Here is a 12,971-nt window from a genome sequence, read left to right as displayed (position 1 = left end):
TGCTCGGGTTTTCGTGATCTTTTTCATCGATTAGCACGAAGCGTGAACATTTTCCAAGCGAATTGACACCACACCCAAAAACGACACCTATGCTCCACCTGCGACACGGCGGCCTGAATCCGACGCCGAAAGGTCTGAAATCGACATGGCTCGGGGGTCATTTTTCACCTTTTTTCATGGCTTTTTCAGGTATCGGGACCCTTGCAAAATCTGCATGGGACACATGCAATTTTGTGCCTTGCTCGGGCGCACCTTCGTCATTAGCTGCCGCGCAGCATTTGGAATGAAGCACCAACCAGAAGGAAGCAGGATATGGCTGCACTGGAACCCACCCGCGCCGCAATTGGCTCGATCGGCTTTGCAGGCCGTATCGGCGCTTTTCTGGCCTCGATCGTGAACGCCGTCATCGAATGGAATGATGCCCGCATCACCCGCAAGGCGCTGAACGGCCTGAGCGATCGTGAATTGGAAGACATCGGCCTGTGCCGGGGCGACATCGACGCAGTCGCCGAAGGCCGCCGCTGAACGACAGCCACCACCACTCACTTGCTCACTCCAGCCATCGGTTCGGAGGCGGGGGCAAAAAACGGACACCGCGGACCGGAAGGTGCGCGGTGTTTGCGTTCAAGACAGCTTGTAGATGATCGCCTTGAATTGATCGGACATGAATTGTGTCACCGGATCGATCTGCATGACCCATGCACCGGCCTGTTCGATCGCTGTCCCGCCGTTCAGCACGTCGAGCCGGGTTTGGTACCCGGACGGTCCCAGGCTGGACAACAGGAAAGCCTTGAATGCAAACACCCCGACCAGACACATAACAAGAACCTTCAGCGGAACAGCCGAGCGCACCCGTTGGGGTTTCATGACGACCAAACCATCTTTGCGCATGGTCGCGCGATAGCCGCGGCTCATCTTGTTGTGTTTCTTTGTCAGCCGATGAACGCGCTGATCGAATTCAAGTTGTTTTCCTGTCATGGCAGCCTCCAAAAACCGCCCCCCAAATTCATTGGATGACGGTAGAAGGAGAATGCGTCAAAACCGTGGCAAAAATCCACAAAACTCCTGCAAATGGTCTAATTTGCGCCCTGTTTGGTTAAGACTAGCGTCGTCCATTCACCAATCATTGATCGATCCATCGTATTGAACCCGTTTCGTGTATAAACCGATTCCACTTCGTCGGCCTGCTCGTTGAGGATTCCCGACAGGATCGCATGTCCGCCTCCGCGCAGATTCTGCGCGATTTCCGGCGCAAGGGCTACCAGCGGACCCTTCAGAATGTTGGCAAAAATCAGATCGTAAGGCGCCGCCGCTTGGAGGTCGGGATGGTCAAATCCGGCGGCCTCGACACAACGGACGGCCCCGGCCATGCCGTTGGCCTTCAAGTTGGCCTCGGCCACTTCTACGGCAACCTCGTCGATGTCGCTGGCCAGAATCTCGCCCGACCAGACCCGCGCCGCCGCCATCGCCAAAACCGCCGTACCGCAGCCGATATCGGCGACCTTGCTGGCCTCGAACCCATTCTCAATCAGCTTGTCCAGCGCCTTCAGACATCCCAGCGTCGTTCCGTGGTGCCCGGTGCCGAAGGCCATCGCCGCCTCGATCAGCAGCGGGATGCGTCCCTCGGGCAGCTTGTCGGCATCGTGGCTGCCATAGACGAAAAACCGCCCGGCCTCGACCGGGGCCAGCTCGCGCCGGACATGGGCGACCCAGTCGGTTTCCGGCAGTTCCGACACCACGAACGGCTTGGCTTCGAAGGCCGCCGCCAGCAGGGCCAGTGCAGCCTCGTCCGGGGTTTCGGTGAAATAGCCGCCGACCTCCCAGAGGCCCGAGCCGTCCTCGACCTCAAAAACGCCCACGCCGGTGGGTTCGGGATCCAGACGCTCCATCGCTTCGCCGAGGCTTTCGGCCGCGGCTTTGCCTTTCAGGGTAGTCAAGGCGGTGAATGTAGGCATGGGAACCTCCTGCAGAAACCGCCTTTGCGCCTAGGGCCGTCAGCCGTCGAGGTCAAGCGTCCCGGGTGTCATTCGGCCGGTGCGGGGGCGTATTTCGAAAAGACGGTCTCGTTCCCCGGCTCGGGATGGCGCGGGATCAGCAGCGACAGCGCCAGAGAGATCAGCGCCATGCCCGCCGCCAGGCCGAACACCGCCCCCGGCGACACGATCCACAACAGCCCCAGCAGCGCCGGCAGAAACACCGCCGCGATGTGGTTGATGGTAAAGGCCACCGCCGCGGTGGGTGCAATATCGGCCGGATCGGCGATTTTTTGGAAATAGGTCTTGAGCGCCAAAGCCAGCGCGAACAGCACGTGGTCGATGACGTAGAGAATGGCCGCCAGCAGCACGCCCCATCCAAACCAGTAGATGCCGCCATAGGCCGCAAACACGATGGCAAGGCCCAGATATTCGAAGATCAGCGTGCGCCGCTCGCCAAACACCGCAACGGCCTTGCCCAGCAGAGGGGCGGCGGCCATGTTGATGATCAGGTTGATGAGGTATAGGCTGGTCAGGTGATGCACTTCGAAGCCAAAGCGTTCGACCATCATGAACCCCGCGAACACGACGAAGATCTGCCGCCGCGCGCCCGCCATGAACTGCAGCGCATAATACAGCCAGTAGCGGCGGCGCAGCACGATTTTCTTGGTCTGCGGTGTCGGCGCATCGAATTGCGGATAGGCGATCAGGCAGAACAGCGCCAGCACCGCGGTCAAACCACCAGCCGCCATAAAGACCGTGTTGTAGGACAGATCGAACCGATCCCAGGTCAGCACGATCAGCCCATAGACCACAAGCGTCGCGGCCGATCCCATCGCCACCAGCCACCCCAGCACCTGCGGGGCGCGGTCCTTGGGCAGCCATTGCAGCTGAAGCGACTGGTTCACCGTTTCGTAGTAGTGAAACCCGATCGAGCTGAACAGGGTCACAAACAGCAGCCCGCCGAGGCTGGGAAACCAGGCCGTCACCGCCGTGGCCACGCCCAGCAGCATCAGCGAAATCATGGCCAGCACCTGTTCGCGCACGAAAAGGATCACCGCGATCACGCCAACGGCCAGAAAGCCCGGAATTTCGCGCACCGTGTGCAGCAGGCCGATGTCTGCCCCGTCGAAATCCGCGACTTCGATCACGAAGTTGTTCAGCAGTGCGCTCCATGCGTTGAAGGCGATCGGCATGGTCAGCGCCATCACGAACAGCAACGTGACGGGGCGGCGCCAGAACGGCAGGCTCTGGGCCTGGGACAGGGGCATCGGTTTCAGCATGAGAGTTCTCTACGCCCAATCCGCCCGGCTGGCGAGAGGAAATCCCCCGTGCACATCGGGTCTGCGCTCATGCAGGGTCAGTAGAAGCTCTGCGGGTCGATATCGACGGTCAGGCGGATGTCGCCCTTCAGGCGCAGCGGTGCGATCCAGCGGGCGATGGCGTCCTGGATCGGCGCCCCCTTTGGCGCCTTGACCAGCAGCCTTACCCGGTGCCGCCCACGGATGCGGGCAATCGGCGCCGGGGCCGGCCCAAATACCTGTGCCCCGATCTGCCGCAGCGGCGCGTCATTGCGCGCCAATGCGTTGCCGATGTCAAAGACGGGCCCAACCTCGGGGCCGGACAGCACGATTCCCGCCATCCGGCCATAGGGCGGCACCCCGGCCGCCTGACGCCCGGCGGCCTCGGCCCGCCAGAACCCTTCCTCGTCCCCCGACAGAATCGCGCGGATCACCGGGTGTTCGGGCTGAAAAGTCTGCAGCAGCGCCGTCCCCGGCTTGTCGGCCCGCCCGGCCCGGCCCGCCACCTGCCGCATCAGTTGAAAGGTCCGCTCGGCCGCGCGCAGGTCGGACCCGTGCAGGCCCAGATCCGAGTCGATCACCCCGACCAGCGTCAGGTTCGGGAAATTGTGCCCCTTGGCCACCAGTTGCGTGCCGATGACGATATCTGCGTCACCCTCGGCGATCTCTTCGATCTTGGACTTCAGCGCCCGGGCCGAGCCGAACAGGTCGGAACTGAGCATGGCGATGCGGGCGTCGGGAAAGGTCGCCTCGGCCTCTTCGGCCAGACGTTCGATGCCGGGGCCGACCGGGGCCAGCTTGCCCTCGACCCCGCAGGCGGGGCAGGCCTCGGGCATGGGCTTGGTCTCACCGCACTGGTGGCACATCAGACGTTTGAGGAAACGGTGTTCGACCATGCGCGCATCGCAGTGGTCGCAGGCGATCTGTTCGCCGCAGGCCCGGCACAGCGTCACCGGCGCATATCCCCGGCGGTTTATGAACAGCAGCGACTGTTCGCCCTTCTCGATGCGCGCCTGCACCGCCTGGCGCAGGCTGGGGGAAATCCAGGTGCCCGGCTGCATCTTCTCGGCGCGCATGTCGATGGTCTTCATGTCCGGCAGCACCGCCGCCCCAAAGCGCGAGGTCAGGTCCAGTCGGTCATACTTGCCGGCCTCGGCATTGGCCCAGCTTTCCAGCGACGGTGTCGCGCTGGCCAAGATCACGCGCGACCCGCAGATCGCCGCCCGCAGAACCGCCATGTCGCGCGCATTGTAATGCACCCCGTCTTCCTGCTTGTAAGAGGTGTCGTGTTCCTCATCCACCACGATCAGGCCCAGATCGCGGAACGGCAGAAACAGCGCCGACCGCGCGCCCACCACCATCTGCGCATCGCCCTGCCCGACCATGCGCCAGACACGGCGGCGTTCAGTCATCGTGGCACCGGAATGCCATTCGGCCGGGCGCGCACCGAACCGCTCCTCGACCCGCGTCAGAAACTCGGCGGTCAGCGCGATTTCTGGCAGCAGCACCAGCGCCTGCCGGCCCATGCGCAGCGCTTCGGCCACCGCTTCAAGGTAGACCTCGGTCTTGCCCGACCCGGTCACGCCCTTCAGCAGCGTGGTGCCATAAGTTCCGCTGCGCAGTGCCGCCCGCAACGTGTCGGCGGCAGCGGTCTGATCGGGGGTCAGAGCCTTGCCGGGCCGGTCCGGATCCAGCGTCGGATAAGGCAGGTCGCGGGGGCTGTCCTCCTCACGCACGGCGCCCTGCTTGACCAACCCTTTGACGACCGACGAAGTGACCCCGGCCATCTCGGCCAGTTCTTTCAGAGTAAAGGCCAGCCCGCCATAATCACGCAGCACCTCCAACACCCGGGCGCGGGCGTCGGTCATGCGGTCGGGTGTGCCGCTGCCCAGCCGATAGACCTTGCGCATCGACAGCGGGTCGCCCAGCCCGGGCGCGCGGGTGGCCAGCCGCAGCATGGCCGGCATCGGCGTCAGCGTGTAGTCTGCCGCACGCTGCAGGAACAGGCGCATCTCTTGGCGCATGGGCGCCACGTCCAGCACCCGGATGACCGAGCGGATCTTGCTGCGATCGAAATCACCGCGCCCGGCCCCCCAGACCACGCCCAACACCTTGCGCGGACCCAGCGGCACCTCGACGAAGGCGCCCAGGAAACACCCCCCCTCGGGCGCCTTGTAATCCAACGTCCGGTCCAGAGGCTGGGTCGTCAGAACCGCCACCAGCTCACCTTGGTCGAATTGCACCGGGTCGCTCAATGCGCGCCTTTCTTCAGCAGGGGTTTCAGCACGGGTCTCTTTGAGGTAAAGGCATCCGCGAGCAAGGCCAACCCATCAAAGGACTGCCCCGATGAAATTCTTCGTAGACACAGCCGAAATCGACGCCATCGCCGAGTTGAACGACCTGGGCATGGTGGACGGTGTCACCACCAACCCCTCGCTGATCCTGAAATCGGGTCGCGACATTCTGGAAGTGACCAAGGAAATCTGCGACCTGGTCGATGGCCCGGTTTCCGCCGAAGTCGTCGCCACCGAGGCCGATGACATGATCGCCGAAGGCCGCAAGCTGGCGCAGATCGCACCAAACATCGCCGTCAAGGTGCCGCTGACCTGGGCCGGTTTGAAAACCTGCAAGACGCTCAGCGACGAGGGCCAGATGGTTAACGTCACCCTGTGCTTCTCGGTCAACCAAGCGATTCTGGCGGCCAAGGCGGGCGCGACCTTCATTTCGCCCTTCATCGGACGTCTGGACGACATCAACCTCGACGGCATGGACCTGATCGCCGACATCCGTCAGGTCTATGACAATTACGGGTTCGAAACCGAAATCCTAGCCGCCTCGATCCGCAGCGTGAACCATGTGGCCGACAGCGCCCGCATCGGCGCCGACGTGATCACCGCCCCGCCCGCCGTGATCAAGAAGCTGGCTGACCACCCGCTGACCGACAAGGGGCTCGAGGCCTTCCTGTCGGATTGGGCCAAGACCGGCCAGAAAATCCTGTAACCCGCTAATCCCAAGCACCACCGCGCGGCCCCCGCCAGGGGCCGCGCCTGGCCCACCTGCACGGGCCTGATCAGCGATCAGGCCCGTGCAGGCGGGAGCCAAGTCCCCACACTCGGCACCTAATCCACCTAAACGTGCATTTTTCCCAAGGTATTTCCGGGCACCCGTGCTATAACGCACCCAACAAAAAAAGACCGGACAGGATATGAGCAGCAACCCCAAACTCGAGGACAACCTCCGCGCAGCGATTCTGGCAAAACCGGATGCGGTGCTGGACGACAAGGACCTGATGCAGGCGCTGGTCGCCGCGAACGAACGCGCCCGCGGAGACAACATCATCGACCTGCGCGGAATCGCCATGCAGCGGCTCGAGGCGCGGCTGGATCGTCTGGAGGACACGCACCGCTCGGTCATCGCCGCCGCCTACGAGAACCTGGCCGGCACCAACCAGGTGCACCGCGCCATCCTGCGTCTTCTCGAACCGGCGGAGTTCGAGGATTTCCTGCGCACACTGGGCACCGACGTCGCCGACATCCTGCGGGTCGACCGGATCACTCTTGTTCTGGAAACTACGGCCGCGCAACACGATCCGGGAATCGCCAGGCTGGACGGCATTCTAACGGTGGCCGAACCCGGCTTCATCGACCGCTACCTGAGCCACGACCGCGGCGGCCCGGCCCGCGACGTCGTGCTGCGCGAGATTCACCAACCCAACCGATTGGTGCACGGTGATCAGGCCGGCGAACTTCAATCCGAAGCCTGCATGCTGCTGGACCTGGGTACGGGCCGCCTGCCGGGCATGATCGTGATGGGCGCGCGCGACCCGCGGCATTTCTCTCCGCAGTTGGGCACCGATCTGCTGGCGTTTTTCGCCGGCGTGTTCGAACGGTCGATGCGCCACTGGCTGTCATGAGCCTGATCTCTCCGGCCTGCCGCGATGCGCTACAAGTGTGGCTGGAGAGTCTCTCGGCGCTTGCGGGCCGGTCGGAAAACACCACCAACGCCTATCGTCGGGATGTCACCGATTTCCTGGCCTTCATGACCCTGCATCACAGCGAACGTCAGGGGTTGGCCGCGCTGGAACGGATCAGCGTTTCGGACATGCGGGCCTGGATGGCGCAACAGCGCGACACCGGCGTCGGCGCCCGGTCCCTTGCGCGCAAGCTGTCGGCCGTCAAAAGCTTCTACCGCTGGCTGGCCGAGCGCGAGGGGTTTGAGCCCACCGCCGTCCTGTCCACCCGCGCGCCGAAATTCACCAAAAAGCTGCCGCGCCCCCTAGCCGAAGACGCCGCCCGCGCCGTGATCGAGGCGGTCGAGTTGCAATCCAGTTCGGATTGGGTCGCCGCCCGCGACGTGGCCGTGGTGACCCTGCTCTATGGCTGCGGACTACGCATTTCCGAGGCGCTCTCGCTGACCGGCGCCGACGCGCCCCTGCCCGAGACGCTCAGAATCGTCGGCAAGGGCGACAAGGAGCGAATCGTTCCGGTCATTCCCGCCGCACGGCAGGCGGTGGACCGGTACCTGGAGTTGTGCCCGCACCCGCAAAGTGCAACCGCCCCACTGTTCCGCGGTGTGCGTGGCAAGGCGCTGAACCCACGGGCGATCCAAGGCGTCATGGCAAAGGCACGCATGCAGTTGGGCCTGCCGGCAACGGCCACGCCCCATGCCATGCGCCACAGCTTTGCCACGCACCTTCTGTCGGCCGGTGGCGACCTCCGAGCCATTCAGGAACTGCTGGGACACGCGTCTCTGTCCACCACGCAGGCTTATACCGCCGTCGATACCGCGCGGCTGATGGAGGTCTACAACCGCACCCACCCCAAGGCCTGAACGCAACGGAATCGCCGCGACCGCCTGCATAGACCCTTAGGGGCGGGATTTTGCTTTGCATCTCGGGCGCGCATCGTACATGACACGGGCCATGACACTCAGATTCAAAGCCTTAGCCGTTCATCTGTTCACCGCGACTGGTGCCGTTATTGCCATGCTGGCCATGCTGGCAGCGGTCGAGGAAAAATGGAGCCTGATGTTCCTTTGGCTGGTGGTGTCTTTCATTGTCGACGGAATCGACGGTCCTCTGGCGCGGCACTACCACGTCAAGAAAAACGCGCCCGAGTTCGACGGGGTGCTGCTGGACCTGATCATCGATTATCTGACCTACGTGTTCATTCCGGCCTATGCGTTGTTCAAATCCGGCCTGATGGACGGTTGGACCGGCTGGTTCGCAATTATCGTCATCACCTTCGCTAGCGCGATGTATTTCGCCGACACGCGGATGAAAACCAAGGACAATTCCTTTTCCGGCTTCCCGGGTTGCTGGAACATGGTCGTGGTGGTGATCTTCGCGCTGAAACCCGATTTCTGGTTCAGCCTGATCCTTGTGGCGCTGCTGGCCGTGGCTATGTTCCTGCCGCTGAAATTCATCCACCCCGTGCGTACGGAACGCTGGCGCAACCTTTCCCTGCCCATGGCCTTCGCCTGGACGTTTTTCGCCGGATGGGCCGCCTGGGTCGATTTCCACCCGCAAAGCTGGGCGCATTGGGGCCTTGTCGTAACCAGCCTGTATCTGGTGTTTGCTGGTATTGCCCAGCAACTGATCCCGCAAAGGACCGGATGACCCCGCCGCGCAGGGCGAGGCCGAAGCTCACAGGATTTCCTGGATCTCGAATTCGGTTCCGTTGTGGGAGAACACGTCGCCCTTCTGCAAACCGGCCATCGCCAGGTAAATCGGGCTTTGGGATGAAATCCCCATATAGGTGTCCCCGTCAACGTCGAATCGCGTGGTCGAGACGCAGACGACGAAATGCCGGTCATTCAGCTTGACCACCGCGCCCGGCTCGACCGTCTGTTTCGGACCGAAATCGGTGTTTTCGATCACGTCGATCTTGGCATGATGTGCATGCACCGGCCCGTCGAAAGCCGCCGCCAGATCGGCGCTCTCGCGCGAGGCGGCGATGTCGTCCTTGTCATGCACCTCGCGATCGTCCAGCTGAGACTCTTTCAAAAAGGCCTCGTGATGGGCCTGCGCGACTTCAAGCTCCTGGGCTTCCAGGGCCATCAGGCGGTCGATGATGGCTTTCTTGCGGGCAGCCGGGTCTGTCTGAGCGGTCATGCAATGCGGTCCTTCGCTGTCGAATTCCATCTCAGGTTGGGACGCTTTGCGGGGGATTGCAACTGGATTCCGGTGATCAGATCAGCAGGCTCGCGGCGCCTTCGTGGCGCAACAAGGCCACCTTGCTCTCGATTCCGCCCTGGCCGGAAAACCCGCCCAGCCCGTTCGCAGCCAACACCCGGTGGCAGGGAATGATCACCGGAATCGGATTGGCTCCGCAGGCTTGTCCCACGGCCTGTGCGGGGTGCCCCAGTTCGCGCGCAATGTCGCCATAGGTGCGGGTGTCACCGAAGGGAATTGCCGACATCTCCGCACAGACCGCACGCTGAAACTTTGACCCGTTGACCCGCAGCGGCAGGTCGAAGCGGCGCAGGCTGCCTTCGGCGTAGGCCATCACCTGCGAGGCGGCTTCGGCAAGCAGCGGAGTCGTATCGCCCTCCGTTTGGCCGCCCCAGACCAGCCGAGTGATGGCGCCGCCTTCTTCCTCGATCCCGAGGCATCCGAACTGGGTTTGAACCGCAATCATCGGCATGGCTGCAGGGTTTCAGATCAGCACGCCGCCCGCAAGTCGCAAAAAAAGCCCCCGCGCTATGGCGGGGGGCTTTCGGGGTTTACGTTCAGCTCAGGGCGGTGTCGCAGCGACCGCAGACACCGGGATGCGCGTGGCGCCCCACATCCGGCAGGATCTTCCAGCAACGCTGGCACTTGGCCCCTTCGGCCTTTTCGAACACGACGCCGACGCCTTCGACCTCGGGCAGGCGGAAGGCCTCGGCCGGGGCCGGGTCGGCGGTGACAGTCAGGCCCGAGGTGATGCACAGGTCATCCACGTCGAAAGTGGCCAGCAGGTCACGGGTTTCGGCATCCTCGACATGCACGACCGGCGCGGCTTCGAGGCTGGAGCCGATGACCTTGTCGCGGCGCTGCACTTCCAGCGCGGCGGTCACCGCACGACGTACACGGCGGATCTTGGCCATGTTCTCCTCAAGCGCGGGGTCGCGCCAATCGGCAGGCGTGTCGGGGAAGTCGACCAGATGCACCGAGCTGTCCTCGCCCGGGAACCGCTCCAGCCAGACCTCTTCCATCGTAAACGGCAGGATCGGTGCCAGCCAGGTGGTCAGACGGTGGAACAGGATATCCAGCACCGTGCGCGCGGCCCTGCGGCGCGGGGTGTCCCCATCGCAATACAGCGCATCCTTGCGCACGTCGAAATAGAAGGCCGACAGGTCGACCGTGGCAAAGTTGAACACCGCGCTGAACACGCCCTGGAAGTCGAACGCGGCATAGCCCTTGCGGACCTGCTCGTCCAATTCGGCGAGGCGGCTGAGCACCCAACGTTCCAGACGCGGCATCTCGGCCGGGTCGATCCGGTCGGCCTCGGTGAAATCGGCCAGCGAACCCAGCATAAAACGCATCGTGTTGCGCAGACGGCGATAGCTGTCGGCGACCCCTTTCAAGATTTCCGGCCCAATCCGCTGATCGGCGGTATAGTCGGTCTGGGCCACCCACAGGCGCAGGATGTCGGCACCATATTGCTTGATGACCTCCTCCGGCACGATGGTATTGCCGAGCGATTTGGACATCTTGTTGCCCTTCTCGTCCAGCGTGAACCCGTGCGTGACCACGTTGCGGTAGGGCGCGCGGCCGATCGTGCCACAGGCCTGCAACATCGAAGAGTGGAACCATCCGCGGTGCTGGTCGGTGCCCTCCATGTAGACATCGGCGATGCCCTCGGGCGCACCATCCTCGCGATCGCGCAGAACGAATGCGTGGGTCGAGCCCGAGTCGAACCACACGTCCAGAACGTCGAACACTTGGTCATAATCGTCAGGGTTGACGATGCCGTCCAGCACCTGCTGTTTGAACCCGTCGGTGTACCAGACATCGGCACCGTGTTCTTCGAACGCGGCCTTGATGCGGGCATTCACTTCCGCGTTGCGCAGCAGATAATCCGGGTCGGTGGGCAGAGCGCCTTTCTTGGTGAAACACGTGAGCGGCACGCCCCAGGCACGCTGGCGCGACAGAACCCAGTCGGGGCGTGCCTCGATCATCGAATACAGGCGGTTGCGGCCCGACGGCGGCGTCCATTTCACCAGTTCGTCGATCGAGCGCAGGGCGCGTTCGCGGATGGTGTCGCCCATCTGGTTCATGCCGTCGTCCAGCTTGCGGTCGACGGACACGAACCATTGCGGTGTGTTGCGATAGATGATCGGCGCCTTGGACCGCCACGAATGCGGATAGCTGTGCTTGATCTTGCCACGCGCCAGCAGCCCGCCGACCTCGGCCAGCTTGTCGATCACGGCCTTGTTCGCGTCGCCCTCGCCGCCCTTGCGCGACAGGATGTACTTGCCGCCAAAGAACGGCATGTCAGCGCGGAAGCTGCCATCGTCCATCACGTTGTAGGTGATGACCTGCTCGAGCATGCCCAGATCGCGGTACAGCTCGAATTCCTCCATCCCGTGCGAGGGCGCGCAATGGACGAAGCCGGTGCCTTCCGTATCGGTCACGAAATCGGCCGCGCGGAAATCGCGGATGTCGTCCCATTCGCCGTTAGACCCTTCGGCCCCTGCCAGCGGGTGCTGCAGCTGGATCTTGGCCAGATCGTCCTGCGTGACGTCACACAGGCGGCGGTACATGGTGTCGTCCAGTCGCGCGCGCGCGAACACGTCGGCGGCCAAGTTGTCGGCCAGCAGGTACCGGTCACCGATCCGAGCCCAGCATTCCTCGGGGCGGCCGGTCACTTCGTACAGCCCGTACGAGATGTCCTTGCCATAGACCACGGCCTTGTTCGACGGCATGGTCCAGGGCGTCGTGGTCCAGATCACAACATAGGCGTTGTCCAGCGTGGTGTCGCCGGTGTTCACCACCTTGAACTTCACCCAGATGGTGAAGCTTTCCTTGTCGTGATACTCGACCTCGGCCTCGGCCAGAGCGGTCTTCTCGATCGGCGACCACATCACCGGTTTCGAGCCTTGATACAGCGTACCGTTCATCAGGAACTTCATGAACTCGTCCGCGATCACCGCCTCGGCGTGATAGTCCATGGTGACGTAGGGATCGGCCCAGTTGCCGGTGATGCCCAGGCGCTTGAACTCTTCGCGCTGTATATCGATCCAGCCTTCGGCGAACTTGCGGCATTCCTGGCGGAAGTCGATGACCGGAACCTCGTCCTTGTTCTTGCCCTTCTTGCGGTACTGTTCCTCGATCTTCCATTCGATCGGCAGGCCGTGGCAGTCCCAGCCGGGCACATAGCGCGCGTCAAAGCCCATCATCTGATGCGACCGCACGATCATGTCCTTGATCGTCTTGTTGAGCGCGTGGCCGATATGCAGGTGCCCGTTGGCATATGGCGGGCCGTCATGCAGGATGAACGGCTTGCGCCCCGGCTTTTCGCGCAGTCGGTCATAGACGCCGATCTTCTCCCATCGGTCCAGCCATGCGGGCTCGCGCTTGGGCAGGCCGGCGCGCATGGGGAATTCGGTTCGGGGCAGGTTCAGCGTGTCTTTATAGTCGGGTGTCTGGGTCGTGTCGGCGCACATGGAGAGGCGTCCCTTGGATGATCTTGGCGTGTTTGGATCGAAGCGGTCG

The 12,971-nt window shown here is 63.2% G+C and carries 12 protein-coding genes; 5 read left to right on the top strand and 7 right to left on the bottom strand.

Annotated elements, in window-relative coordinates:
* Positions 1-312: 312 nt before the first annotated feature.
* Positions 313-525, top strand: a complete 213-nt coding sequence (locus AC2FNS_RS09650; RefSeq protein WP_496681344.1) for a DUF1127 domain-containing protein — start codon at positions 313-315, stop codon at positions 523-525.
* Positions 526-624: 99 nt separating this feature from the next.
* Here AC2FNS_RS09650 and AC2FNS_RS09645 read toward each other — a convergent pair whose 3' ends face one another.
* The 4 genes from AC2FNS_RS09645 to AC2FNS_RS09630 all read right to left on the bottom strand — a co-directional run bounded on the left by AC2FNS_RS09645 (position 625) and on the right by AC2FNS_RS09630 (position 5,529).
* Positions 625-978 carry a hypothetical protein gene (locus AC2FNS_RS09645; protein ID WP_490362348.1) on the bottom strand — a complete coding sequence of 118 codons (354 nt, stop codon included), beginning with the start codon at positions 976-978 and terminating at the stop codon, positions 625-627.
* Between the two features lie 98 nt (positions 979-1,076).
* Entirely contained in the window at positions 1,077-1,955 is an 879-nt protein-coding gene (locus AC2FNS_RS09640) for a 50S ribosomal protein L11 methyltransferase (RefSeq protein ID WP_496688378.1), read from the bottom strand.
* Positions 1,956-2,023: 68 nt separating this feature from the next.
* Positions 2,024-3,256 (bottom strand): MFS transporter, encoded by a 1,233-nt coding sequence (locus AC2FNS_RS09635; RefSeq protein ID WP_496803825.1) that lies wholly within the window; start codon positions 3,254-3,256, stop codon positions 2,024-2,026.
* 77 nt (positions 3,257-3,333) lie between these two features.
* Complete coding sequence (locus tag AC2FNS_RS09630) at positions 3,334-5,529, bottom strand: primosomal protein N' (protein WP_496797699.1); 2,196 nt, start codon at positions 5,527-5,529, stop codon at positions 3,334-3,336.
* Positions 5,530-5,620: 91 nt separating this feature from the next.
* On the opposite strand from AC2FNS_RS09630, the gene fsa reads away from it, so the two are divergent.
* The 4 genes from fsa (at position 5,621) to AC2FNS_RS09610 (ending at position 8,891) form a co-directional block, all read left to right on the top strand.
* Positions 5,621-6,274: a fructose-6-phosphate aldolase gene (gene fsa, locus AC2FNS_RS09625; RefSeq protein ID WP_496711352.1), complete on the top strand. Its 654-nt coding sequence runs from the start codon at positions 5,621-5,623 to the stop codon at positions 6,272-6,274.
* A 205-nt stretch (positions 6,275-6,479) separates the two neighbouring features.
* Positions 6,480-7,187, top strand: a complete 708-nt coding sequence (locus AC2FNS_RS09620; protein WP_496681337.1) for a DUF484 family protein — start codon at positions 6,480-6,482, stop codon at positions 7,185-7,187.
* A complete protein-coding gene (locus AC2FNS_RS09615; RefSeq protein ID WP_496688372.1) occupies positions 7,184-8,104 on the top strand; it encodes a tyrosine recombinase XerC in 921 nt (306 codons plus the stop codon). The genes AC2FNS_RS09620 and AC2FNS_RS09615 overlap by 4 nt, the downstream gene beginning before the upstream one ends.
* A 91-nt stretch (positions 8,105-8,195) precedes the next feature.
* Positions 8,196-8,891 carry a CDP-alcohol phosphatidyltransferase family protein gene (locus tag AC2FNS_RS09610; protein ID WP_496711350.1) on the top strand — a complete coding sequence of 232 codons (696 nt, stop codon included), beginning with the start codon at positions 8,196-8,198 and terminating at the stop codon, positions 8,889-8,891.
* Positions 8,892-8,918: 27 nt separating this feature from the next.
* Here AC2FNS_RS09610 and AC2FNS_RS09605 read toward each other — a convergent pair whose 3' ends face one another.
* The 3 genes from AC2FNS_RS09605 to ileS all read right to left on the bottom strand — a co-directional run bounded on the left by AC2FNS_RS09605 (position 8,919) and on the right by ileS (position 12,922).
* Positions 8,919-9,386, bottom strand: a complete 468-nt coding sequence (locus AC2FNS_RS09605; protein ID WP_496797698.1) for a hypothetical protein — start codon at positions 9,384-9,386, stop codon at positions 8,919-8,921.
* Between the two features lie 76 nt (positions 9,387-9,462).
* Positions 9,463-9,918, bottom strand: coding sequence for a methylated-DNA--[protein]-cysteine S-methyltransferase (locus AC2FNS_RS09600; protein ID WP_496711348.1), 456 nt, complete (start codon positions 9,916-9,918; stop codon positions 9,463-9,465).
* 85 nt (positions 9,919-10,003) lie between these two features.
* On the bottom strand, positions 10,004-12,922 hold the full coding sequence (gene ileS, locus AC2FNS_RS09595) for an isoleucine--tRNA ligase (RefSeq protein ID WP_496711347.1): 2,919 nt from the start codon (positions 12,920-12,922) through the stop codon (positions 10,004-10,006).
* Positions 12,923-12,971 lie beyond the last annotated feature (49 nt).

Source organism: Ruegeria sp. BHSA191 (assembly GCF_059613325.1).
Note: the sequence above shows the minus strand (reverse complement) of the source record. Positions and strands in the feature narration are given on the sequence as shown.